The following is a 24,806-nucleotide window of genomic DNA, read 5'->3' as shown; positions in this document are numbered from 1 at the left end:
TTGAAGCCAGCGCAGATTGTTAGTTCCGAACAACATCATTACGCTCTCCAACAATAGTTGTGGCTGCAAGCAACCTAGTGTTGGAATATGCATAGTCCAGCTGAAATATTATTAATCCGTTAACTTACAGCTTTGCGCCTTCTGTACTAATAAAAGTAGGCACTTAGCTGACATCAAGCTACTACAACAAAATTACACCAGTTTCATCTGAAGAGACACATTCCAGAATGATTAATATTTGACCATGGCATCCATAAGGTATAGTCAAATAACTAAGACATAGCAACTTGCATTTGGATATTTTTTAGACAAGACTTAAAGCAGGAATTTGCCACAGATCTGACAGCCGATAAGGAACTAAAGTCATGGCATTTGTACTGTATAAACAAAGCGTTAAAATAATATCGAGCATATTTTTTATGCTGGCTTTAATTATGCTTGTGCTTATTTTAATTGCGCTGTGGCATGATAATTCGGCAACTTATGTTTACGAAAGTACCCCGAACTCACAAACTAATATTGAACTTTCGCCACTCAAGTTTGTTGACGTGAGCTTAACCAGTGGGTTGCAACACAGCCACACCCAGCATACAGGCAAAATCACAGATTTAATTGATTCGCTCGCCGCAGGTGCTTGTGTAGCTGACTTTGATCAAGATAACTGGGTTGATTTACTCTTTATTAGCGGCGCAGGACAAACCCGTTATTATGGCAACAAAGCTTGGTGGCACAAACACAATAGTGTGCAAATTTATCGTAATAACCAAGGATACTTTCATTTACAACAAGGCGCTCTAGCCACTCACCCTGTCAGCCATGCATGTGCTGTCGCCGATTTTAACTTGGATGGATTACCAGACATTATCATAGCGACACAAACCCAGGATATTCTTTATCAAAATTTAGGTAACTTTAAATTTAAACAAATAGACGCTTTTTCCAAGCTGACTTTGCCAGCTTGGACATCACATATTAGTGTTGCTGATATTAATCTTGATGGTTTGCCTGACATTCATTTGAGCCATTACCTCAAATACCAAAAAAATCAGAAAAACCTTGAAGAAGCCGCCGGTTTTACCGAACAACACCATAGAGAATTTCAGCCACAAGCTTACGATGGTATACACAATCAAGTATTGCTCAACCAAGGTAATTGGCAGTTTAAAGACATCAGTAGCGACCTTGGTTTAACTAAAATTACCGAACGCACTTTGGCGGCGATTTGGTTAGATTTAAATAATGATGACTGGCCTGATTTACTTGAATTTAATAGTGCTGACCAAGCTGTTCGTGGTTTTATTAATAATCAAATGTCGTTTAAACCTATGGCAACTGACTTTCTGCCAATTATTGCCAACGACAGTCGTTACGCATCTTTTAACAACCAGCTCAATGATCCTTTCTCTTTGTTATTTATTAGCCGCAATAGTGGTTTGGCTAATTTAGCGCTGGATATTGCTGCAGCGCCGAACCAGCGACAGCAAGCAAGTGACTTAAGTTGGCCATTACAACTCAACCAACATAAATACATTTATCAAACGCGTTGGGGTCATACTTTTGCTGATTTTAACAACGACGGTTTCAGCGAATTTATTTTAACCACAGGTAATTTAATGCCAGATCCTTTTAGCCCACAAATGGGGCTTGGCTCTAAAAATCATTGCCTACAATTGACTAATCAACCAGCAAGTATTCAGCCTGTAGCCTTTCAAACAACAGACTGCTTGCCCACTAATTTAGACTCTAGCCGCAGTGTCATTCGGCTTGATTTTAACAATGATGGTAAACTAGATATTCTGTTCACCAACAATAATGCTTTCCCACAATTATTGTTAAATACCAGTGCTGATAAATCAGCACAAAACAACTGGCTCAATTTAACTATCCCTGACAATACTAAGATTGAATATATTCAGCTTGAAGATAAAAAAATAGCCAACAGCCAAATCAATCGCCAAGCTTTATTTGGCCAGCACGATGCTAGATTACATTTTGGTTTAGCGGATAAACAATCGGTCAAAGTAACCATAAAAAGTGCAGCAAAAACTTACGTGCACTCCCTAGCTGCAAATGTTTTTTATCAATGGCAACATAATCAATGGCTGCCTGTCGCCAACAAACCAGAAACCACTGCAGAGCAACCAGCGGCATTAGCCGAGTTCACCCAAGAGTTAGATTTAACCGATTATTTACGCCGTAACCAACAGCAAACTTTGCATTATGCTGTGTTAGAAAAACTTAAACAGGCAAGTAGCACAGCCAATCAAAATGAATTGGCGGTATTAGTCGCAAGCACAGCACAAGATAATTGGTTAGCACTTTATTTATATTGGTTAGAAACAGCCGAAGGTCAATTACAACAAGCAGCAGCTAGTGCGCTAACCCAGTTAGAAGCAGAGCAAAGTACCCGTTATTTATTAAGCCTATTGGATACTAAAGACACCCAAACATTTTGTGCAACCGCCAATATATTCGCCTATTGGTTTAGCCAAGAAGAAGCCGTGGTTCGCAGTAAAAATAAAGCCCTGCCATACTTATTTAAACAAATTCAAAGCAAAGATGCTGCCACAGTAAATTGTGCAGCACTCGCTTTGGCCGAAGCAGAGCACCACAATTCAAGTAGTGTAATTATTGAAGCTTTTGCCCAAGCGCCTGTATCGAGTCGCGCCACTTTACTCAATGCACTTGGCAAAATAAGACAAACTGAAGCGCGGCCGCTGCTGCTACAAAGGTTAGCGCACAGCGACAATTATCAAGAAATTCAACAAGCCTTGATTGCACTAACCCGCTTAAATACTGAGCTAGATAGTCTGATAACTCAGTTGGCAGCCAATAAAAATATTAATGTGTTTTTGGCTTTAGCTTTAATGTTGCAAGCAGAAGATGCGATTGTGCTCTCACAACAACAAGTGCAACACTGGTTAACTCAGTTTAAAGTTAATTATGCTGATATGCAGAGCAGCAAGCAACAAATCTTATACTTAACCGCAGCACAGCAAGGTGCACTCAATTTGCCTGATTTTGACTTATTTAAACAAACAAAGATAAAGCCAGATGTGCGCAATGCAGCCTTAGCTTTATTGATTCATAAACCACAAATTATAAACTCAACAGACAAAAAATATTGGTTGGGCCAACTACTAGCTTTGCAGTTAAATCAGCAAGAATTACATTTGCTTGGTAACAATTGGTTAGAAGATATTATCCAGCTGGATATCAAACAACTGAATGCAGCACAAACTAATAACCTAGTTGCATTATTTAGCAAACTGACGAAAAAACAGCAGCAAACGCTCGTACAAATATACCAACAACTCGGTTGGCAAAGTGGCCTAAGTAAAATGCAACAACAAGCGCTGTTGCAAAGCTGCTTTAACCATGCACAAATGATAGATAAGTTAGACATCAGCACAATTGGGAGCGAGTTTGTTTTATGTAATATGCTGGCACAAAGTAAACTGCACCCAAGTAATAAAAAAAGCGCAAATGACTTAGTTAGTCAGCTCCATAATTGGCTCGCCAGCGTCGACACGCCTGTCCATTTTCAATTATTAAGCTTGTTAGATTTACCGTTACAAACCCGCAAAACCTTAGCTTACCAGCGTTTATCAGCGGCTATTATCACAGCGCCGAACTTAGCTACACCAATAAAACAAACTTGGGCGCTACACCAATATAAACAAGACAAATTCAGCGCCAATTGGTTATTACAGCAAATCAATGCTGGCAATAATGCTGTGTTATCCAGCGTGATCACAGCGGGTGATTATCCTTGGTTAGCCGCAACACAAGATATCAATAAAATAATGGAAAATCAGTTATTTGCCACGCATGTACGCGAAAAACTAAAAAGCTACTGGTTACAGGAAAATAGCTTACAGGAGAAAGTGCAATGACTAAATCAGCCCATTTAGAATCTCATGCTTTTGCATGGTTGGTGGTATTGTTTTTTGCACTGGCTATCAGTGGTTTTGTTAGCTACTTTTTACCGCACCATGTATTTAATCAAATTAACAGCCTGCTGCACTTAGTGTTTGGCAGTTTATGGGCGCTGCTCATTGTGCCTTATAGTTTTGTCCATTTTAAACGCATACTCGGTGTACGTCGGTCAATGGTGTTTGTTAGTGGCTTATTAACACTAGCGGTAATGTTAACCGTAGTTTTTACCGGTATCGAGCTAGTCTACCAAGGCCAGCGCGAAGACAATAGCAGCACTTACCAATGGCACTTTTTCAGCGCCATTAGCATAGTTTTGTTTTTAGTTATTCATATACTGCTACATTTTGTCACTCATAGAAGCCAAGCCAACAAACGTTTTCAAACCAGTTATTACATTCCAAGCGTCTTTGCCAGTGTTGCCCTTTGTTCTATTGTCGCTGGCGGTGTATTGTGGTGGGCAGACAAAACTACAGAACAGCCCTATTCAACCCAAGCAATTGTTGAAAATTATCAATACAATTATGGCCCTCACCCATTTCGCCCGAGCCAAACCGACACAACCAACAATATTTTTATTGATGAAAAAGCCTTAGCAACCACAGATAAATGCGCCAGTTGCCATATGGATATCGCCAAACAATGGTATCGCTCAGCACATCGCCAAGCAGCATCGGATAAAACTTATGTCACTAACGTGACACTACTCGCAACTAAAAAGGGTATTGAAGCAACACGTTATTGTGAAGGTTGCCATGCACCATTAGCTTTATTAACCGGCCAGTTATCTGAAGGCGGTGAACATGCAGGTATAGTTGGTAGCCTTGCCAATGTAGAAGGGGTCAATTGTCAGTCGTGCCACGGCATTAGTAAGTTAGTCCACAACAAAGGTGTAGCGAGTTATCATTTTGATATCAATCAGCCATATATTTTTGAAACTGCAGAGCAGACTATGTTGCAGCAACTCAACCGTTTGGCGATGCGTTTTAATCCAGCACAACATAAACAAGATATGGCACCCGCTTTACTTGGCACGGCAGAATATTGTTCTGCTTGCCATAGTCAGTTTATTGATAAAGATCTCAACGGTTGGGGTTGGATCAAAATGCAAGATGAATACACAGCTTGGTTAGACAGCCCCTACTCAGGCAACAACGATCCTAAATTTAGCCATGCGCAGCAACAGCGCTGCCAAGATTGCCATATGCCTTTGGTTAAAAGTGACGATCCATCCGCGTCGAAAGATGGTTATGTACGCAGCCATGAATTTTTTGCTGCCAACAGTATGTTAACTACCCTAAGCAAAGACTACCAAGGCCAACAAGCTATCGCACAATTTATGCAATCAAACAAGGTGCGTATCAGCATCGAGCCGCCGCATAGAAAAGACGCAACCATTAATAAAATGCCGATAAACCCAAATTTACGCCATGCAGCAGTACAGCCTTATTATTTTTACAAAGGTGAAAACGCCAGTATTAAAGTAATTGTCGCTAACACAGGTGTTGGGCATAACTTCCCCGGTGGCACAATAGATATCAACCAAGCTTGGGTGGCAGTGCAAGTTGTTGATGCCGAAGGCCATGCAATTTTTAATAGTGGTGATGTAGATGAAGCTGGATATCTTGAACAAACAGCCTACCAATACCGTTCATTACCTACAGATAGACAAGGGCAAATTGTGTGGAAACACGACTTATTTAATATGGTCGGCAAAGCTTCAGTAAACGTAATCCGAGCCGGCGAATCCGATGTCATTGATTACCAATTTAAAATTCCATATTGGGCAAAAAGCCCTATCTCTATCAGCACCCAAATTAACTACCGTAAACTCAATACCCGTTATGCAAAATGGGCGATGAAAGAGCTTTATGAACCATTGCCGATTATTGAGTTATCCCGTGCGCATTTAGCAGTTCCGCTGCGCGATAAACTCGAAACAGTAGATAATTTAACTGTATCTAAATTATTAAACTAATTAGTTTAAACTGTTGCGCACCACGGCTTTAAAACTTGCACAAAAGTCATCTAACTGTTGTTGGCTAATTTGCTCGGCTAATGGATGGTAATTATCTGGTACTAAGCCTTGGCCTAACATAACTTGCTGCCAGCTCGATTCAGAAAAAAGCTCATCTTGCTGGCGAATTACTTGGCCGGTTTGCCGGAATAAATCTAGCTTTTGTTGCAAGCTCTCTGGGATCGGCATAGTACGCATATGTTGCCAAAACTTACTGTCGCCTCTTTGATTTAAAAAATAATGCAGCACAATAAAATCACGAATGCGTTCAGCTTCTACTTCAGCAAGTTGGTTAAACATATTTTGGCTGGCTGGGGTAATTTGTCCATTTGGCATCAGTTTTAGTAATCTTAATAAACTGCTTTGCACCATATGCAAACTGGTTGACTCCATAGGTTCAACAAAACCACTCGCAAGACCAACGGCAATAACATTTTTATGCCAAGGTTTAGTATAACGACCAGTTTTAAATTGAATTATTCTTGGCTGGTGTAAAGTTTGCCCTTGGCTAGCGTGCAGCAAAGTGTTTATGGCCCAGTCGTCTGACGCAAATTTTGAGCTATAAACTAAACCATTTCCGGTGCGCGATTTAAGTGGAATTTGCCACGACCAGCCAAATTTATGAGCATTTGCTTGCGTATATAACAAAGGTAATTTGGCATCGGTTTGTACAACAACAGCACGGTCAGCGGGTAAATAGTGCGACCAGTCTTGGTAGGGGGTATTAAGGCTTTTATCAATTAATAATGCTTTAAAACCCGAACAATCAATAAACAAATCACCTTCAATTATTTGCCCATCTGCCAGTTTCAAAGCACTGATATCCAAGGTTTGTGGGTTTTGGAGCACCTCAATCACTTCCCCTTGAATGTGGCTTACTCCATTTTGCACACTAATACGTTCTAAAAAGTCAGCGTATAAAGCTGCATCAAAGTGATAAGCATAAGTTAACCCGGGCAACCGAGTGCCCGCTAAGTGTTTTGCTTGCACAAATTGGTTTTGTGCTGCAGCTTGGGCATTTAAGCTATATTGCCAAAAATCATCGACGGATAACTGCTGTTGTTTGGCAGCTCGTAGCCAATAATGAATAAATGGAATTAGCCCAAGTGGTTTGCCAACCTCACCAAACGCATGCAAATAACTTTGCCCCTGTTTGCCCCAATGATTAAATTGAATGCCCAATTTATAGGTTGCATGTGTGTATTGGATAAAGTCTGCTTCATCAATTTTTAAAATTTGATTAAACAGTTGGATTGGGGGTATGGTCGCTTCGCCAACACCAACAGGAGCATACTGGTTAGATTCAACTAGGCTAATTTGTAGATTTGTAAAAACTCGGCTTAAAAATGCTGCGCACATCCAACCAGCCGAACCACCACCTAAAATCACAACTTTGTTAACCATAAACTCACCCCATTCATTGCATGAGTCAGGTATATAAAAGTTGTGGTTACATTTAGGTTACCGACAGGGTTACTTTTCGGCCAGTTGCATATTCTTCTACCTGATAATTAAGTTTTAACCGCTCCATTACCCGTTTAACAATTTCAAGGCCAATGCCAAAACCATCGTGTCGGCTAGCATTATCCGCCGAGTTGTTTTTATTATGAATAACAATAAGCTGCTCAGTTACTAGAATGTCTATCGAACCCACTTGGGTATTTTGCAAGGCGTTGCGGATCAGGTTATTAATGGCAATTTGCAATAACATGGGTTCGGTTTGCCATGCAATGTCATGTTTTTGCCAGTGTTTATTGATCACCACATTTTGTTCGTCGTGATAAATGCGGTTTTCATCTAACGATTTTTCAATCAACGACACAAGCTCACACTCTTCTATGCTCGACAGTTCACTTTCTTTACTTAAACACAGCAGTGCGTCGGTTTGATATTTCATATCTTCTACCGCCAATAACATGCGATTCAGGGCTTTGCGCTCTGCCGGTTTTAAGTCTTTCATTATAAATTCTAGAATATCCATATTGGCAGACAATACCGCCACATGGGTGCGCAATTCGTGGCTGCTAAAACGCGCAAATGCATGTTCTTGTTCTAAAATTTGGCTAAAGGTATTTAAACTTTGATCTAACGTATGCGCTAGATAATTCATGCCGCCAGCTGCCACTTTAGGCGGGGCAGTAAACTGTTTTGAATGCGCCATATCATCCGCCCAATCGACTAAAGCATTGACTACTTTGTTTACTCTATAGGTTTGAACAAATTGAAATACAAATAACACAGCAATAATCACAATTGAAACCAACAAAGCAGGTTGCATACGTCCGTGTAAATAACTGTTTAGCTCTAAATTATTAAAATCTGTGTTGTTGTGAAAATAGGCAAAGTATTCTTGCTGGTTATGCTCAAAACTATAAATCAGCATTATGTCAGCAGCTGTAACCACAGCGCCTAGACGGCGCAAAATTAAATTCACTTGCTCCGCCACTATTTGCTCGCGCTCTGGTGCGTCAACTAAATGTGTTTTTAGCTCTTGATAGCTACTGACAAATTGCATTCTGTCATCACCTAAAATAGTCGCATTTGCGCCTAAATATTGCTGTGGATTAGTCATTACTCGGCTATAAGCGCGTTCAGCAAAACCTTGCAGTACATTGCTTTTTTGCTGGATAAACTGCCATTGATAACTAACCGAGCTATAAACTAAGTAACTCAACATCAAGCCAACTAATGCGAATGCAACCACTATTGTCAGCTTAAACTGAGAAACTTTAGCAACTGAAATGGCGTGCCAATTAAGCGCCATCTGATGCTCCTAACCCAAGCTTAACGCCAAAGCCACTAACTATGTGTACTATGGGTTGCTCAAATGGTTTGTCTAATCTTTGCCTTAGCCTATGAATATGAACTTTCAGTGCACCGCCATCTGGTGCATCTTCCCCCCAAATAACATGCTCTAAATCGCGTTTGCTGACAGCTTTAGGATAAGCCCGCGCTAAGGTTTCTAAAATGCGCCAACTTGAAGGCGTTAATTGCACGGGTTGATTTTGCCGACTAGCTGTGTGTTGATCTAAATTTAATTCTAACTGGAGCTCTGCAATAGATAATTTGCTCACTTTGCCACTGCGGCGTTTTGATAACGCAAATACCCGCGCAACCAATTCACGCATTTCAAATGGTTTAGTTAAATAATCGTCTGCGCCACGCTCAAACCCAGTTAACTTGTCGTTTAAATGACTTAACGCGGTTAATAAAATAACAGGTGTATCCACGCCGTTTTCCCGCAAGGCTTGGCACATGTCTAAGCCGTCTAATTTAGGCATATTAACATCGCTGATAATCACATCGTATTGATTATCCGACAGTAAATTGAGTCCCATGCGGCCATTGTGGCAATAATCAACAAGTATGTCGTTTAGCTCTAAAAATTGAGTCACACTTTCGGCAAACTTTTTATCGTCTTCAACAAATAAAACTCGAGTTGTCACTATTACCTCACTTGCATTCGTATGCACTCAGCTAAATACCACTTGGGTTTTGTCGCCACTTCGTTAAAATATTGTAATAATATTTAGTCAATAAAATCCACTTAAATGAAACACAGCCACCGCAAACTTTCTGTTATTCAGCTTGTACCAGCGCTTGCCCTTTTGCTCGCTGGCTGTGAAATGCATTTTACCTTGCCCCAACAATTTTCCGCGCCAACCAGCCAAAGTGAATTTGACCAACAAACAGGTTATCAACTGCCTTACGCTATTCACCTACCCAATTCATATACAGGTTGGCAGCCAAATGAACTTAACCAATTTGTTTATGATGCCAGCAGCCAAAGTTATTATGTAAACAACATAGAACTCAACAACAAGCAGGTCGACAGTTGGGGCTCTCGCTTTAAAATCGCCAGTGCCGACTGGACTCACGAGTTTGGCTTTAGCAAAGCGCACGACACGCCTGAACAGTCTAAATTTGGTATCAGCGAAGCGGGTTCTATCGTCCACCTGCAACACATTTTTTATGCATCAGATATGTATTTTGAGCTACCGCATAATACGAAAGCTCGCTACCTACATGCGCGTTTTAAAGTACTAGAAAATTCAGCAACACCAACTGCGCTACTTTCAGTTACCTTGTCTGCTGAAAAAAAAGCCCTTACTCAGTAGAGCAAGGGCTTTTTGCACACAACAAAATGTGGGGATACCACAAGCAATAAATTAATCCCTTGCAGGTAACATTTGGGTTACACAATGCAAATTATTTGTTTTATTTAACTTTTTGCAAAATAATCGCAGCCCCACCACCTGCGGCTAAATTAATACTGAGTTTGTCTTGTTGTGTCAGTTGCTGTTGTTCAATCACATATGCTTCTGGATTAGTTTGATAATGTGCATCTGCAGCATCTTTAAATATTTGCGCTTGATAAGTCGCATTAGCGTCGAGAAAATCTAGCTCTATTTGCGCTAAGCGGCTTTGTGAATTGGTCGCTAAACCTATATACCAAGTATCGCCTGTTTGCCGCGCAAGATAGATATATTCACCGACTTCACCGGCGAGAATTTTGCTGTCATCAAAATCGACATTGAGCTGGCGAATAAACTCAAATGTTGGATGGCCTTGGTAATTTTCCATTACATCTGCGGCCATTTGAATTGGGCTATACAGCACCAACATATTAGCTAACTGACGCGCCAAAGTGGTATGTACACGATATTCAGACTTTTGTGGATTACCCCACCAATCGTAACGTTTTCCTGCAAAGTTACTGTAGTCGATATCAAACACGCCCGGCGTATAATCCATAGGACCAGCCAATAAACGAGTGAAAGGCAAAATCATAGTATAGTCAGGCGAGTTGCCTGCACTCCACGCATTCCACTCACCGCCGCGCGCGCCTTCTCGTGTCATCATATTTGGATAGGTGCGACGAATACCTGTGTCTTTCACCGGCTCATGCACATTTAACATAATTTTGTATTTGGCCGCCAATTCAACAATTTTACGATAGTGATTAACCGCAAATTGCCCATGATGATTTTCGCCGTTGGCAAAACCCTGTTCAGCGACATAACCGGTTTTAACCACGTTAATACCCAGCTCGCTGTAAATAGAAAATATTTCATCCACATGCGATTCGTATGCTTCAATATTGCCGCCTGTTTCATTGTGGCCAACAATAACTACGCCTTTACTTTTGGCATGATTAGCGACTTTTGCTAAATCGAAATCGTCAGTTGGCACAACATAAGCTTCGCGTGTGCCCCATTGTTCCCAACCTTTATTCCAACCTTCAAACAATACAGCTTCAATATTGTTTTCTGCGGCAAAGTCTATATAGGCCATGGCTCTTTCTGTGGTGGCACCGTGGCGTGGCCCTTCTTTCCACGTGTGTATACCCAAGTGGATTTCCCACCAAATACCCATAAACTTCATTGGTTTAATCCAACTGGTATCAGCTAGTTTATTGGGTTCGTTTAAGTTAATAATTAAGTCAGATTCAACTAATTTCGCGGCACTATCGGCAATTTGTATAGTGCGCCACGGTGTTTGAAATGGCACTTGTGCCTTAACTTTGGTGCCATCAGCCCAAGGTGCTAGTTCAGCTTCTAATACTGTGTCATTAGTGCGGACTAACGACATACTCGCATAGTCGGTTAATGCAGCTTCGTGAATACTCAAATGCAAACCATCTTGCCCTCGCATGGTCAGCGGCGTTTGCACATGCTTTATCTTGTTTAATTCACTGGTTTGGTAAGGTTTTTCATAGCTATTGTAATCCGCCTCAATCCACCAAGTTTGCATATTTTCTGCTAAGTTAAACTGAGTTTTTTCGTCGGTAATAACAAACTTCGACATCGCCGCTTGCTGCGGGAATTCGTATCTAAAACCTAAGCCATCATCAAACAAGCGAAAACGCAGATTGAGTTTGCGCTGGCTATGTTTGTCTTGTAACAAAACAAATAACTCATTGTAGTTTTGTTTTATCTGTTTACGCTCACCCCATACGGCTTGCCAGCTCGATTGATGCGAACGCATTTGGCTATCGAGTAATTGGAACTGAGTTAACGCAGGCTGTTTAACAAACTCAAAACCAAGTTGTGACGGCTTAACTATCACTTGTTGCCCACGCATGATTTGATAAGTTAACTCACCATTGTCTGCTAATTGCAGCTGTATTTGGGTTTGTTTATCCGGCGAACTCACACTTAAGTTTTTTTCAGCTGTGCCACAACTGGTTAAACTTAACCCCAACAAACTGCTGAGCAGAATTAATATAAATCGCATATTTTTCCTCAATAAAAAGTGCTTTAAACCCATTTGAAACCAGTTGGGGTTACAAATGGGTTAACCTAATCACTTTTGTTTTCACAAACCTGAATTATTGCCTTGATCGCTGACAGCAAAACCTGAGTTGTCCATACCACCGCTAAGGGCATTGCTGACACTAACCTTGTTAAGCGAGATATTGCCTCCACTCACCACAGTTTTAATTCCCCAACTGCCTGCGCCATCAATCACCACATCCTCTAGTTGTAAATCAGCGACATTTTGATTGTAGCTGACCAATACACCTTCGTATGTTGCCTGATTAATTTGTATATCGCGCAGCACAATAGGAGCGTCAATTGCACTATTGTCGGTAAATACCCAGATACTGCCAAAACTGGTATTCCAGCCATAATCCCAACCACCGGTGCGCGTTAACGTATTGCGTTCAATAAGGGTTGTGCCACTAAAAGCATGAGGTGCAAATCTATGGCTAATGGCAATGCCCGCGGCAGACACTACAGTGTCGCTGACTAGGTTGTCTGTCACTAAATTAGCTTCACCACCATAGATAGCAAAGCCGTTGGCCAAGGTTGGAATTTGCACTGTGTTGAAGCTAAATTTATTATTGCGATTTTTGATTTGTAACGATTTTTCCGACCACATGGCAAATGCATCATCACCTGTATTACGCACATTAAACTGGCTGATTTGGCTATTAATCACTCCACCATGAAAATTAAAACCATCCGCATAAGTATTGCGCACTCGACCATCTACTAGATACAAACCATTGGTGCCTTGGGTGAACCAACCACCAACTTTCATATGTTCAACCCAGACAGATTGAATCAGTGAATTTTTGCCAAAATTGCCTTCAAACGCCGCGTGATCATCTGAGTCTTTGCGAATTTTCGCATCACTGGTTATTTTGAGATCTGCTATGGTATTTCGACCACCATTGGCATAAAAACCACCTTTGCCATTAGTGCCATGTAATTCGCTATGCCAAATCCCCGCGCCGCGTATATGTACATCTTTAATATCAATTCGATTGTTAATGGTAAATTTTCCAGCGGGTAGCCACACACCAGTATTGGCAGCTTTAGCATCGACAATTGCAGCTAAAATGGCTTGGGTGCTATCAGCAACGCCAGTAGCATCGGCCAAATATGGCGCTGTTGTAATATCAATAAAATCAGCTGGTTTGATATAAGGCGCAGGCGCTTGTTCAAGGTTGATTAAATCTATTATGTATTCAGCTGCTTGGTTGTCGGCATCTTTTTGAATGCGCACTGTGGTGTTGGCGGCAATATCAAGGGCGAAAGCCGCTTCATCGTAAAATCTGTGCGCACCGCCTTGCGCGGGTATATTGGTATAAGGATAACTGCCATACACCCAAGCATGTTCACTCGAAAGATTAACACTGGTTTTAACCCCATCTACATACACACTTAAGCTTTGTATTTGCCCTGCGCCATCAGTTGAATCAGGGATAACATAACGCAAGACTAATTGATTGCTCTGTGCCGGCGCAGTGAATTCGATATAGTCGCCTTGCTGCTGTAATTTAACCGCTTGGCGAGCAGAAGATTCAGCCGCAATTGTGCCGTAACTTGTATCAAAGGCTAAAATGCTTGCATTGGTGGTTAAGTTTTCAGCCTCTAATTCGTGATAAGGCAAAGTGGCTCCGCGCTCTGCGAGTGGCTCACCACCCGCCACATAGATAGAACCAATAAAGACTTTGCCTGTGTTGTTTTCATCTGAAATTAAACTAATGGTATTAATGCCTGCGCGTAAGGTTAAACTTTCGCTGTGACTTGCCCATGCATCCGCGCCGGTTGCCGCCAAACTAACCTGTTTAATGTATAAACCATTTACATACAAAGCTAAGCTTTGCGCTTGCGCTAAGGTATTGGCGTAACGAATGCTCACATCTGTTGTTTGTGCGCTATTGCTTAACAGGGTAAATATCACTTGATCATCCGCTTGAGCAAAACCGCTGATATATGAGTCAGCAAGTTCGACCTGACCACTGACAAACTGAGCTTCCGCTTGATAACGCTGAGCTGTAAGGTTGGTATCGTCTGTTTCCGCAAGCGACGGATTTTGTTGTTCTACAGGTGTCGGCGTTGGGCTGGGAGATGGATTAGGTGAAGGTGAAGGCGATGGCGTTGGGCTTGGGGTCGGTTTTGCATCAGATCCACCACATGCGGTTAATAATAAGCTGAAAGCGATAGCGGCTGAAATAGCTTGAATTTTCATAATAAAACCTATCGGGCAAATAAATTTGGGCAACAAGTCAAACACCACAAGCGACTTGTGGTGTTTGCATTCACGAGATTAGAACTTATAACTAGCCGACAATAACAAGCTGCGGCCGTATTCTTGATAGTCACTAACCAAAGCTTGGTTGTTGGCAACATAAGCTTGATATGGCTGGTCGGTTAAGTTGTAACCTTGCAACATAAGAGTTAAGCCTTGCAGCGCTTGAATGTTTGAATGTTCAAAGCTATAGCCAATTTGTGCATCAACTAAAGTTTCCCCCATTACAGTTTTTGCGGCATTGTTGTAGCCCAATGAATCAGGGTATTCATCGCGTTTACGCAAACTAGCGCGAATTTGCCAACCGTGGTTTTCGTAATAAGTGGTAAAGGTATAAACAGAGTCAGATAAACCCGGCATACGTAATTCGCCTCGACCTTCTATATTTAAACTTGCGTCTAAATAAGTTGCACTAGCAATTACCCCAAAACCGTCTAAAGCGTCAGCAAAAATATGCCCAGGCAAAGCTAAGGTAATTTCTAAACCATCTATATTACCGCCATTTACTTTGCCCCACTCCCATACATAACCTTGGAAATATTCAATTTGATCAGCTGGTACAGGCGCAAACTCTGCATACTGAGTAAAGTCGATTTGGCGTGGTACTGGCTCCTGCCAGTTTTGAATATCTTTATGGAAGTTAGCCACTGAGATATAACCGTCGTCGGCAAAATAATATTCGTACGACAAGTCGTAATTAAGTGCCTCGTACGGCTCAAGTTTTGCTGTACCCGCATTGGCACTCCATGGTGTCCAGTCTAACGAATAATCTTGCCCATCATCTGTGACAGCTTCGTTGTAATTAATTGAGAAAGACGGCGACAATCTGTCCATACGTGCGCGAGAGATGGTTTTAGCAACAGAAAAGCGCAGATACACATCGTCAAACAGATTTAAATTTAAGTTTACCGACGGCAAAAAGTTCGCATAGTCATGCTCATCAGTAATAGGTGAACGCTTCACTACTTGCGCTGGAAAACTTGCAGTGGGGTTTGGAATTAATGAGCCAACATAACTTAAACCAGCTTGTTCAGTGCGAATGTACTGTGCGCCGACACTACCGCTAAAAATAGCTTGTGATGACATTTCATGTTCAAAATTCGCTTGAACAAAAGTCGTTAATACTTGCTCTTCAATTGTCCAAGAGTTCGATGCGCGGAATAACTCAGTTTCATCACTGACAGCTTCATCAAAATAACCTTGGTCGTATAAAGCTTTTGAGTCGTAACTCAGCATATTACCCATACCTAAAAATTCTAATGAGGTAGGTGCCAGAATCAGCTCATCTGGGATATCCAGCATTTCAGGATAAGCTTTTAAGGTTAAATATCGACCTGTGTCTAATTTAGATTTTTTGCGATCGCTATAGTTAATACCATAGTTAATTTTGCTGATAAATCCTTGTTGGAAGCTTTGCTCTGCGGCTAATTTCAAGGTGGTTAACTCATCTTCAATTTCAATGATAGATAAGAATCCGTCTTGGTCGTCAGACGCTTCGTACAGTGGGTTACCACTGCCCCAACTTAACGCGGCACCAATTTTATATACGTCGGTATCGCTATAATCTTGATCAGACTTAAATACCACACCTTGGTTGCCATCGCGCATCCAAAACTCGATATTTTCAACTGCACCAACACCGTCACCACGGCCACTGCCCGCGTATGTTTCTAACTGCCATTTATCACGGGTTACTTTGGACGTAGCTGCATCAAATTCAAGGGTTAAACTGTCATTCACTTGATACTGAGTGTTTACGCCAAGTGCATATAATTTTGAGTCTTCGCTTTGGTAGTCACCATGTAATACCGAACGAGTATTGCCAATTTTACCGTGACTAACAACACCATTAGCCGTGTCGTAAATTTCCATGTTGGCACCGCTCCACGCCGCTGGAGTTTCAATGCCGCGTTGAATTTGTTCATCTTCAAAATCAATAATTAATGCGTCAGCAACTATGTGTAAATTGTCAGAAGGTTTAAGCTCAACTACACCCATTATGGTGTCACGCGTTTGCAAAGTTGAACGCACACGCGGATTTGCCCCACCTAAAATATATACATCTTCCCCTTCATAATTGCGCGTCGGCCAGTTGTCGTCGCCCCAAGCTAACCATTTTTTCTGTTGGGTTGGTGAGGTCATATGGTTAACCGATAAAGCCACGCCTATAGTGTCGTTAGCAAATTGGTCGATATAAGATAAATTAAAGCGTTTCCCTGTATCTTCGCCGTCTGGGTTTAAGCTGCCCAAGGTGTTTTTTTCAAAGGTCGCGCCTAACTGCACCGTTTGTTCACCATGCGCCAGTGGTTTAACCGTTTGTAGGTCAACCACACCAGCTAAACCTTGAGTCATTAATGTCGCATCAGATGATTTATATACAGTCACACCCGACATAATTTCCGCTGGATATAAAGAGAAGTCGACCCCACGGTTGTCGTTTAGTGATACTTGTTCACGGCCATTAAAAGTTGTGGTGCTAAAATCTTCATTTAAACCACGAATAGAAATTTCAGCCGAACGGCCATCAACGCGGCGAGCGGCAATACCCGGTAAACGGGTAATAGTTTCAGCAATGCTTGGGTCGGGCAATTTGCCGATATCTTCAGCTGTGATAGCTTCAACTATCGCTGAGCTGTCTTGTTTAACGGCTTGCGCTTTAATTAAGCTGGCGCGAAAACCTTGTACTTTTATAACTTCAGTACTGTCTTCATCTTGTGTTTGTTCTGCCGCCTGTGTGTTGAAAGTTAGCAAACCTGCAGTGGCAAGTGCTAGAGTGATAGCTTTTGGTTTAAAGTTTTGCATCTTTGTGCATCTCCAAAATTCTGAATGTTTAGTGACGGTGAAATTTCAACCGTTTAAACACTCTAGAATTTTGTAGGTTACAAAAAGGTATCAATTTGTTTTTATTTTGTAGCTCAATAGCGTGGCAAGTAAAATAAGTACAACAACGAAAAATAGCGCAGTTGGCAAACCAAATGCTTGCGCGCCAAAACCTACAAGTGCCGGGCCTGCTAATACACCCACATACCCAAGGGTGGACACAGCAGTAACCGCCACTGATTCTGGCATAACCTGTTGTTTACCTGTCGCCGAAAACATAATAGGCACCACATTCGAGCAGCCCAAACCTATACAGGTGTAACCCACTAACGCCACCAACCAGTGCTCAATCGACAAACTTAAAATAAAACCAAACATGGCGAGCAATGCACCGCCCACCACCATAAAACGCGCGCCAAACAACACCACGGCCTTGTCACCTAATAAACGGCCAAAGGTCATAGCAACAGAAAAACATGCAACGGCCAAGCCTGCTGATGCAGTGGATACATCACGGTATTCGGTTAAAAATATGCCACTCCAATCTAATACTGTGCCTTCTGCCAAGAAAAAGACAAAACAGACAATACCAATAAAAAACACTGTGCCTCGTGGCATTGCAAACATTTGTGATTGTTCGCCAGCTTTATCCGAGCGCAAACCCGACTCTGTTGTCAGCAACAACAATAAAACAAATATCGTAGCAACAATACATGCGGCTAACGTGGGTACATTCATTGACATCAATAGGGTTAACGTGAGCGCCCCAAACATGCCGCCTAAACTATAAAAACCATGAAAACCTGACATCAAAGGTTGCTCAGCATCTTTTTCAACTGCCACCGCTTGTATGTTCATTGCGCAGTCGGTAATACCTATGCTCATACCAAAAAAGATCAGCGTTAGTGTGAGCAGCGGCAGTGTATCGGCAACAATCAACACTGGGTATAACAAAGCAAAAGCTGACACTGCAGCTAACAAAACTGCTTTGCAGCCATATTTATTGGTGAAATAACCAGCGATTGGCATACCAACCAAAGCGCCCCCACCTAAACACAACAGCATTAAGCCCATAACAGCATCATTAATGCCGACTTGCGCTTTAATAAAAGGGATAATGGCTGCCCAAGCCGCGGTAATAAAACCGGCACTAAAAAAAGTCGCTTTGGTCGCGATGCGATCAAATTGAGGATTTGACCGAGCAAGAACTGAAAACATCTATATTCCTATGTAACCGAAACTGATCACTATCATACAGATCAATCCAACAAAGTGAACACAAACAAACAAATAAAAGTTTATTTATGTTCATTTAAACTTATTTAAGGTAATATCAAACAAAGGCTAAACACAGAGCAACAAAATGGATAAGTACTCACCCGAAGAAAGGCACCAATTAATCATTCAACTTTTACAGTCAAACAACAAAGTAATGGCTGTAGAGTTAGCACAGCAGTTGGCCACAACAGAAGCAACCATTCGGCGTGATCTGCGTTACTTAGCCGAAGAAGGTTATTGCAAACGCATTCATGGTGGCGCTATGTCGTTCGCCCCACCTTCGGGGACACAAGAAGAACGCCTTGCAAGTAATAGCGCGGAAAAACAGCAGCTTGCCATTGCCGCATTAAAACTCATAAAACACGGCCAACTGATATTTCTAGATGCCAGCAGCACACATATTCTGCTAGCAAGCGTACTACCCGACAATTTAGATTTAACCGTGGTCACCAATAGCCCAGCGATTGCCGGTCGATTATTAGAAAGAAAAACCATTAAAACTATAATGATAGGTGGCGAGTTAGATTATAAGGTAGGTGGCGCAATTGATATTACCGCAGCCAATGCTTTGGCTAAATTCCGCTTTGATATTTGTTTTTTAGGTGTGTGTGCTTGGTCGTCTGAAATCGGTTTTAGCGCAATAAACTATCAAGACAGTAACTTTAAACAAAAAGTCGCCGCCCAATCTAGCTCAGTGGCTGTGTTATGCACCGACAATAAAGTAGAAGTTTTATCTGCCTATCCGTTTTTGCCATCACAAGATGTCGACTACCTAGTGTGCAATAAAACGGCCACCGCCCTGACAACTCATTTACAGAATTACGATTGCCAGATTATAGATTGTTAGTTTGAGTAAAAGCGCCCACCATTACCATTGCTAAAAGTCAGGGTTTGCTGAAATTGGTTATCGACATATAAAGGTAAAGATTTGGCACTGCCAGTAAAACCTGCATGTTCTGTTTCAAAAGCTGCACCACCCGCATAGTTTACTTGCTCAGCTTCATATTGATAAACCAAACTACATAATAAAAACCTAACTTCATGAATCTATTTGATTAAAAATAGAAGCCGAACTAAATTTAGATTTAACGGCAGTGCCTTTATTGCACTATTAACAATGTATAAAGCTATGGAGAGTATTATGAAAATTTTAACAAGTTTGTGTCTGCTCGTTTCATTCAATATTCAAGCAACAACTTGGGCTGACTCTGAAGTGGATGATCCACTTTCTCCCGGAAAGAAATGCAAAGTTTCTGAACCCATGAGCTCTGGCAGTTACATTTACCATTGGCCGTCTAAATATGATCAAGTTTTTTGGCCACTCACCACATCACAGGGGATTTGGCACTGCCAAGATTCCGGTTTTATCGCTTTCATTGGCGATTTTGAGAATATTACCGATGCTGAGAAAGAAGCGATAAAAAGTTTCCTACAAAAACGTGCGCAATCAGCCGAAGAAGATAGTCTAACCAAACTACAACTACTTGAATCAGTTTACGCTTTGCGTAACACAACAGCTGAGTTTAAAAATAAACTAAAAAGAGTTTTAGCTTACACGTATGAAAGCAAGGGAGAAATTACAACTGCAAATGAATTTAGAGCGAGTGCGCTTGCAGATATAAATAACGCGTTAGATACAGAGTTGGAAGAATTTACCAAACTTGAATACCTCTATCTAGCTGCAAATTACGAACGACAATTGGGCAATGTAGCCCAAAGTGACAATAGATTAACCGAATTAAGAGCAGCGATAAAAAACATTAAGGATGAAGGGTTAGCAGGCTTTGCTGGGTATTTATCAGAACTTTTAGAGCACACCAGCAAAATAGAGACTGGCGGGATTTTAGCGCCGAAAAAGCCCAAATAATGCGACTAACAGTCTTTAAGTGCACATTAAAGATGTTTGGCTATAATTAGCGAAGAATGAGCGCAAGCCAAGCTTTTACAGTCCGCTTGATTGCTTTGCTAGTTGCCATCACCACATACTGTTTCATAAGCATCTCGGATTGACCAACCAACCATTGTAGCAATAGTAGGTTCTTGCTTAACATACTGAATTATCATTTGATTAAAACTATCTTCCGACCATTCATGCAACTGTAAGCGCTCAACTCTAGATTTGGCAGTAACACGGTGTAAAATTTCATTGACCCACTTCATTTGCGATATTTTCGTTGCATCAGAAGTTTTTTCATCAGACCAAAAATCTCGAACCGCGATCGTTAAACGATGAGCCAATAGTTCGTAAAATTGAATTTTTTGCTTCGTGGTAAGTGAGCCTATTAGCTTTGGGTAATCGGATGATTTAATTTTATGCCTCCTTGGCAACTAAGCCTTGGTAACGGGATTGCTGTAGCGGATCTTGCATGTGGTAAAGTGAGCGCAGCCTAACGCCGCAATATGGGGCTGATAATAGCTTGCTAAAATGTGTAGCGAAGCGGAACCGGTCAAGCAGTCAGCAGTCCCGTCTTGAGCGACTTGTTAGCTGTATTTACTAATATATATCACCATTTAAATCTAATTGTGACTTATGAAGTAAAAATAACGCTACTTTTTTATATGAATTATTTAGATAAGATTGCCTATCAACCGAATGGCTTCGATTTAAATCTGCCCCTTCTAAAATCCATCTAGCCCCATCAAATGAGATCAATATCTCACCGTTATCTTTTGCCATTTTATCTTGCAATTCTTTTTCATTTAACAAATTCCAAAAATCTAATTGGTTAAGCAAAGATTTAAACTCAGCAAACTCGATTGGAGATAAATTAATAGATTTTGTTTCTACAGCATTACCCGGTTCATAGCCTCCTTTTCCATCTAGCCTTATGCCAGATAAACTAATATTGTCACCTTGTTTAGAAAGTGTAATAAAAATAGGATTATGAAATGTTCTTAACCAAGTAAATCGATATTGTTCTATCTCGCTACTGTCTGTTTTGCATAATGGATAAATATTAGCTGCATCCATTTGTTTTTGATACCAATTAGCAGCCAATTGATATACTCCACTGCAATTACTTTGGTGGAGTGACACACACCCACTCAAAAAAACAATAATAACAATGGTTAAAATCTTCACTTTGATGTCCTTATACAGCTAACGCCCGCATAAGTGGCGCATAAAAGCTTGGCTATAATTAGCGAAGAATGAGCGCAAGCCAAGCTTTTTGCGTCCTTTCTTAACGGCCTTGTTATGCCTTTGGTGGCACAATTTCAATTAACGAAACCTTCTGCTCTTTATCAAGAGAAACATTGACCAAAGCAGTGTGCCCTTTGTCAAAAGTTACTTTGTAATTTAAAACTAGTTGCTCTTTAAATTCACCAAAAGGTTTATAATATTGATACCTTAAATAGGTAGTGTTCTCTATAAATCCCAGCTTCTCTTGAGTGTTTTTCGGGGTTTTCAAGAAATAATCTTTGTAATCGAGAGGAAGCTGTTGAGAAAGATCCTTGCGAAAAACTTCTGTGTCACCACTATTTAAGAACTTTTTGAGCCATTGGGCTTTTTGAACAGATTCCTTTTCTTGCAACTCCCAAACCGAAGCATGGTTTTTAGCCATTATAGGAATATGTCTTTCAAATTCTTTTTTTATTGAGTCAACGGCAGATGACTTTAAATTGCTATTCGATATTACATAAAATACTCTAAAATAGGAGATATTTTCGTCAGATGGGCGAACATAACCGGGTTGAACACCAGAGCCATTTTCTTTGGTTATGCTTGGAATGTGATGCATAAAATAAGCAGGTGAATAATACATTAATGCCTGAGCAACTTGATCATTTTGCTCTTCATCAGGCAAAGCTTTTATTTCTATTAATTGCATATCCTTGGCTTGAAAATTACATCCAGCCATTAAGATAGTGAACAGTAATAAAATTAGTGATTTGCTTAAATGTGCCATGAGACTCCTTGAGGCATAACGCCCGCTTAACAGGCGCATAAAAGCTTGGCTATAATTAGGAACGAAGTGATGCAAGCCAAGCTTTTTTGCGTCCTTTGTTGAAGCGTTTGTTAGGTTGAGTTATGAATTATCGCCTGTAAACCACAAGATCTCGCATTTTGAACACATGTATAATATTGGTAAATCACTGCCATTTGTTTCTAAAGGCTTTGCTATAGGTTCATCACACTGTTTGCATTTGAATACACATTCAAAATCATTTTTCGAAGCCAAACACCCAAGAAAAAAACCGCTCAAGAATAGCGATATTATAAAAATAGCTCCCAATATTGCCCAATTAGTATCAAATAAACCAGTCTGATTAAAAATATATGTGAACAACGCAGCCAGCAGAACACCACCTACTGAATAAATAATAACTTTAGCATGTGCCTTCTCATGGAAAGCTGTCGCGTATTCAACTCTCATTGCCATCTCAACATAACAATTTAACATCACCCACAGGGTCGCTTTTATCCTGTCACAGGGGGTATGGTCGTTTTTCTAATTTTAATAGTGATAACAAATAAATAGAATATACGCCAGTGCTATTTTTCCTGAGCATCAGCTTTCTGTAATAGGGTTTGGTATGAAAGGTGAATATTGACGACCGCTTTTAGCTCAAAGTGCCTATCAGAAGATAGTCTAAATCCATTTAGCTAAACTGAATGACCAGATATGAGCTACTACAGCTAATCTGACAAAAAATATTTTGTTAACTTGGCTGACAAATTATTTTTTGTCAGCCAAGTATTTATACACAACAACTATTGCTTATTTCCCAGCAACAAACACTCGATACGACCATGGTGCTAGCGTTAACTCAGTATCAGTAGAAAAGCTCGCTTGGGTTTGAGTGAAATACTCAACATAGTTGCCGTGATACAAACTTTCGGAAAATCTAACCTTTTGCGGCTGTGCAGAAAAATTAAATACCGCAAAGAGCTTTTGTTGCTGATTCTGGCGCACAAAACTCAATACCTGATTTGCTTGGTTATTGGGTACATGCTGCATAGGTGCACCCCATTTACCATTCCACAATACAGAGTTTTGTTTTTTCAGCGTGAAGACTTGTTGGTATAAATCGCCAATTGGGTGTGGCTGCCAGTTAATTGGGTCACGCTCAAAAAATTCTAGGCGTTTGGCATTACCCGCTTCTTGGCCGTTGTAAATCATTGGCAGTCCTTCGCCAACAACAGACAACACGATTGAAGCAGGTAAAGCATCGGCAAATGCCTCAAACTGAGTCGCTTCCCACGCATTTACATCATGATTGCTTATATAAGTTAAACGCATGGACATAGGCGGATAATAACCAGTGTTCCACGAGTAATAATTGTATAAGGCGTTTACGTCTTTTTTGCCTTGAGCAATGTCATGCACGGCTTGCCACCAACTCCACGCATAAGTGGCGTCAAACGCTTGTTCGTGAAACTCTTTGCCTTCCCACTCTGCCAACATAAATACAGGTTTAATTTGTTCTAATTCGTGGCGAACATCAGTCCAAAATTGCAGAGGTACTAAACCAGCAGCGTCACAGCGGTAACCATCTATGCCGATATCTTCCACCCAATAACGCATAGCTTTAGCCATGTATTGGCGTAGCTCTGGTTGATTAAAGTCTAAGTCGATAATATCAGCCCAGTCATACCAAGGTGTTGAGGTAAAGTCTCCTTTATAATCGCGCTCGTACCACTCTGGATGATTAAGCTTCATCTCATTATCCCAAGCAGTGTGATTAGCCACCCAGTCTAAAATCACATACATACCGAGTTGATGCGCTTTATCAACAAAAGCTTTGAGATCTTGCTCTGTACCAAATTCTGGATTAACCGCAAAGTAGTCTTTAATTGAATATGGGCTACCCAAGGAGCCTTTGCGATTTACTTCACCAATTGGATGAATTGGCATTAACCAAAGGATATCCACACCTAATTTGTGCAAACGCTCTAATTGCTCTGTTGCCGCAGAAAAAGTACCTTCAGGGGTAAATTGACGGGTGTTAATTTGATAAATAACTGCGTCTTTTAACCAAGTTGGATGCTTAACTTTTACATAATCACTGACTTGATGTTTGTTGGATTGTGCTTGAGTTAATGTTTGTGATGTAACAGCACAACTGGCTAATACAGCAACAAACATCAGCACAAGTATTTGCCTTAAATTATCCATATTCCTATCCTCTTTTTATTATTTTTGCACTACAGCTGGCAAAATGCAGGTATGTGGCGAATACACTTACCTGCTTTGTAATTAGACTGGTT

The 24,806-nt window shown here is 40.9% G+C and carries 18 protein-coding genes; 5 read left to right on the top strand and 13 right to left on the bottom strand.

The window, feature by feature from the left end; all coding sequences use genetic code 11:
• The first annotated feature begins 365 nt into the window (after positions 1–365).
• Together ACMZOO_RS12865 and ACMZOO_RS12860 are read left to right on the top strand one after the other, a co-directional pair.
• Positions 366–3,896 carry an FG-GAP-like repeat-containing protein gene (locus tag ACMZOO_RS12865; protein WP_440903738.1) on the top strand — a complete coding sequence of 1,177 codons (3,531 nt, stop codon included), beginning with the start codon at positions 366–368 and terminating at the stop codon, positions 3,894–3,896.
• The gene (locus tag ACMZOO_RS12860; protein ID WP_440903737.1) at positions 3,893–5,914 is read left to right on the top strand and encodes a multiheme c-type cytochrome; all 2,022 of its coding nucleotides are present in this window, start codon (positions 3,893–3,895) and stop codon (positions 5,912–5,914) included. Before ACMZOO_RS12865 ends, ACMZOO_RS12860 begins: the two co-directional genes overlap by 4 nt.
• Here ACMZOO_RS12860 and ACMZOO_RS12855 read toward each other — a convergent pair whose 3' ends face one another.
• The 3 genes from ACMZOO_RS12855 to ACMZOO_RS12845 are packed head-to-tail and all read right to left on the bottom strand — an operon-like array spanning position 5,915 to position 9,399.
• Positions 5,915–7,357, bottom strand: a complete 1,443-nt coding sequence (locus ACMZOO_RS12855; protein WP_440903736.1) for a tryptophan halogenase family protein — start codon at positions 7,355–7,357, stop codon at positions 5,915–5,917. It lies immediately after the preceding gene.
• Between the two features lie 52 nt (positions 7,358–7,409).
• Positions 7,410–8,717, bottom strand: coding sequence for a sensor histidine kinase (locus ACMZOO_RS12850; RefSeq protein WP_440903735.1), 1,308 nt, complete (start codon positions 8,715–8,717; stop codon positions 7,410–7,412).
• Entirely contained in the window at positions 8,707–9,399 is a 693-nt protein-coding gene (locus tag ACMZOO_RS12845) for a response regulator transcription factor (protein ID WP_440903734.1), read from the bottom strand. The genes ACMZOO_RS12850 and ACMZOO_RS12845 overlap by 11 nt, the downstream gene beginning before the upstream one ends.
• 105 nt (positions 9,400–9,504) lie before the next feature.
• Between ACMZOO_RS12845 and ACMZOO_RS12840 the strand changes: the two genes are divergently transcribed.
• A complete protein-coding gene (locus ACMZOO_RS12840; protein WP_440903733.1) occupies positions 9,505–10,071 on the top strand; it encodes a hypothetical protein in 567 nt (188 codons plus the stop codon).
• Positions 10,072–10,171: 100 nt separating this feature from the next.
• On the opposite strand, the gene ACMZOO_RS12835 is transcribed toward ACMZOO_RS12840, so the two are convergent.
• The 4 genes from ACMZOO_RS12835 to ACMZOO_RS12820 form a co-directional block, all read right to left on the bottom strand.
• Positions 10,172–12,190: a glycoside hydrolase family 97 protein gene (locus tag ACMZOO_RS12835; RefSeq protein WP_440903732.1), complete on the bottom strand. Its 2,019-nt coding sequence runs from the start codon at positions 12,188–12,190 to the stop codon at positions 10,172–10,174.
• Positions 12,191–12,271: 81 nt separating this feature from the next.
• Positions 12,272–14,437, bottom strand: a complete 2,166-nt coding sequence (locus ACMZOO_RS12830) for a hypothetical protein (protein WP_440903731.1) — start codon at positions 14,435–14,437, stop codon at positions 12,272–12,274.
• A 78-nt stretch (positions 14,438–14,515) separates the two neighbouring features.
• A complete protein-coding gene (locus ACMZOO_RS12825) occupies positions 14,516–17,299 on the bottom strand; it encodes a TonB-dependent receptor (protein WP_440903730.1) in 2,784 nt (927 codons plus the stop codon).
• 90 nt (positions 17,300–17,389) lie between these two features.
• Positions 17,390–18,535: an MFS transporter gene (locus ACMZOO_RS12820; protein ID WP_440903729.1), complete on the bottom strand. Its 1,146-nt coding sequence runs from the start codon at positions 18,533–18,535 to the stop codon at positions 17,390–17,392.
• Between the two features lie 145 nt (positions 18,536–18,680).
• Here ACMZOO_RS12820 and ACMZOO_RS12815 point away from each other — a divergent pair, with 145 nt between their 5' ends.
• Positions 18,681–19,442 carry a DeoR/GlpR family DNA-binding transcription regulator gene (locus ACMZOO_RS12815; protein ID WP_440903728.1) on the top strand — a complete coding sequence of 254 codons (762 nt, stop codon included), beginning with the start codon at positions 18,681–18,683 and terminating at the stop codon, positions 19,440–19,442.
• Here ACMZOO_RS12815 and ACMZOO_RS12810 read toward each other — a convergent pair.
• The gene (locus ACMZOO_RS12810) at positions 19,439–19,612 is read right to left on the bottom strand and encodes a hypothetical protein (RefSeq protein ID WP_440903727.1); all 174 of its coding nucleotides are present in this window, start codon (positions 19,610–19,612) and stop codon (positions 19,439–19,441) included. The genes ACMZOO_RS12815 and ACMZOO_RS12810 overlap by 4 nt on opposite strands.
• Positions 19,613–19,736: 124 nt before the next feature.
• On the opposite strand from ACMZOO_RS12810, the gene ACMZOO_RS12805 reads away from it, so the two are divergent.
• Complete coding sequence (locus ACMZOO_RS12805; RefSeq protein WP_440903726.1) at positions 19,737–20,462, top strand: DUF2225 domain-containing protein; 726 nt, start codon at positions 19,737–19,739, stop codon at positions 20,460–20,462.
• Between the two features lie 98 nt (positions 20,463–20,560).
• Here ACMZOO_RS12805 and ACMZOO_RS12800 read toward each other — a convergent pair whose 3' ends face one another.
• The 5 genes from ACMZOO_RS12800 to ACMZOO_RS12780 all read right to left on the bottom strand — a co-directional run bounded on the left by ACMZOO_RS12800 (position 20,561) and on the right by ACMZOO_RS12780 (position 24,714).
• Positions 20,561–20,755, bottom strand: coding sequence for a hypothetical protein (locus ACMZOO_RS12800; protein WP_440903725.1), 195 nt, complete (start codon positions 20,753–20,755; stop codon positions 20,561–20,563).
• Between the two features lie 334 nt (positions 20,756–21,089).
• Positions 21,090–21,677, bottom strand: coding sequence for a hypothetical protein (locus tag ACMZOO_RS12795; protein WP_440903724.1), 588 nt, complete (start codon positions 21,675–21,677; stop codon positions 21,090–21,092).
• Positions 21,678–21,789: 112 nt separating this feature from the next.
• Entirely contained in the window at positions 21,790–22,503 is a 714-nt protein-coding gene (locus ACMZOO_RS12790; protein WP_440903723.1) for a hypothetical protein, read from the bottom strand.
• Positions 22,504–22,623: 120 nt separating this feature from the next.
• On the bottom strand, positions 22,624–22,971 hold the full coding sequence (locus ACMZOO_RS12785) for a hypothetical protein (protein WP_440903722.1): 348 nt from the start codon (positions 22,969–22,971) through the stop codon (positions 22,624–22,626).
• Positions 22,972–23,316: 345 nt separating this feature from the next.
• Entirely contained in the window at positions 23,317–24,714 is a 1,398-nt protein-coding gene (locus ACMZOO_RS12780) for an alpha-amylase family glycosyl hydrolase (protein ID WP_440903721.1), read from the bottom strand.
• Between the last annotated feature and the right edge of the window lie 92 nt (positions 24,715–24,806).

Origin of the sequence: Catenovulum sp. SX2 (assembly GCF_052056295.1) — a bacterium.
Lineage (GTDB): Bacteria > Pseudomonadota > Gammaproteobacteria > Enterobacterales > Alteromonadaceae > Catenovulum.
The sequence above is the reverse complement of the archived record's forward strand: the minus strand, read 5'-3'. Positions and strand labels throughout refer to the sequence as shown.

Excerpts from the sequence above, each read along its gene's own strand:
- ACMZOO_RS12865 (WP_440903738.1), top strand. The coding sequence starts at position 366 with ATGGCATTTGTACTGTATAAACAAAGCGTTAAAATAATATCGAGCATA.
- ACMZOO_RS12860 (WP_440903737.1), top strand. The coding sequence starts at position 3,893 with ATGACTAAATCAGCCCATTTAGAATCTCATGCTTTTGCATGGTTGGTG.
- ACMZOO_RS12855 (WP_440903736.1), bottom strand. The coding sequence starts at position 7,357 with ATGGTTAACAAAGTTGTGATTTTAGGTGGTGGTTCGGCTGGTTGGATG.
- ACMZOO_RS12850 (WP_440903735.1), bottom strand. The coding sequence starts at position 8,717 with ATGGCGCTTAATTGGCACGCCATTTCAGTTGCTAAAGTTTCTCAGTTT.
- ACMZOO_RS12840 (WP_440903733.1), top strand. The coding sequence starts at position 9,505 with ATGAAACACAGCCACCGCAAACTTTCTGTTATTCAGCTTGTACCAGCG.
- ACMZOO_RS12835 (WP_440903732.1), bottom strand. The coding sequence starts at position 12,190 with ATGCGATTTATATTAATTCTGCTCAGCAGTTTGTTGGGGTTAAGTTTA.
- ACMZOO_RS12830 (WP_440903731.1), bottom strand. The coding sequence starts at position 14,437 with ATGAAAATTCAAGCTATTTCAGCCGCTATCGCTTTCAGCTTATTATTA.
- ACMZOO_RS12825 (WP_440903730.1), bottom strand. The coding sequence starts at position 17,299 with ATGCAAAACTTTAAACCAAAAGCTATCACTCTAGCACTTGCCACTGCA.
- ACMZOO_RS12820 (WP_440903729.1), bottom strand. The coding sequence starts at position 18,535 with ATGTTTTCAGTTCTTGCTCGGTCAAATCCTCAATTTGATCGCATCGCG.
- ACMZOO_RS12815 (WP_440903728.1), top strand. The coding sequence starts at position 18,681 with ATGGATAAGTACTCACCCGAAGAAAGGCACCAATTAATCATTCAACTT.
- ACMZOO_RS12805 (WP_440903726.1), top strand. The coding sequence starts at position 19,737 with ATGAAAATTTTAACAAGTTTGTGTCTGCTCGTTTCATTCAATATTCAA.
- ACMZOO_RS12800 (WP_440903725.1), bottom strand. The coding sequence starts at position 20,755 with ATGAAGTGGGTCAATGAAATTTTACACCGTGTTACTGCCAAATCTAGA.
- ACMZOO_RS12790 (WP_440903723.1), bottom strand. The coding sequence starts at position 22,503 with ATGGCACATTTAAGCAAATCACTAATTTTATTACTGTTCACTATCTTA.
- ACMZOO_RS12785 (WP_440903722.1), bottom strand. The coding sequence starts at position 22,971 with ATGAGAGTTGAATACGCGACAGCTTTCCATGAGAAGGCACATGCTAAA.
- ACMZOO_RS12780 (WP_440903721.1), bottom strand. The coding sequence starts at position 24,714 with ATGGATAATTTAAGGCAAATACTTGTGCTGATGTTTGTTGCTGTATTA.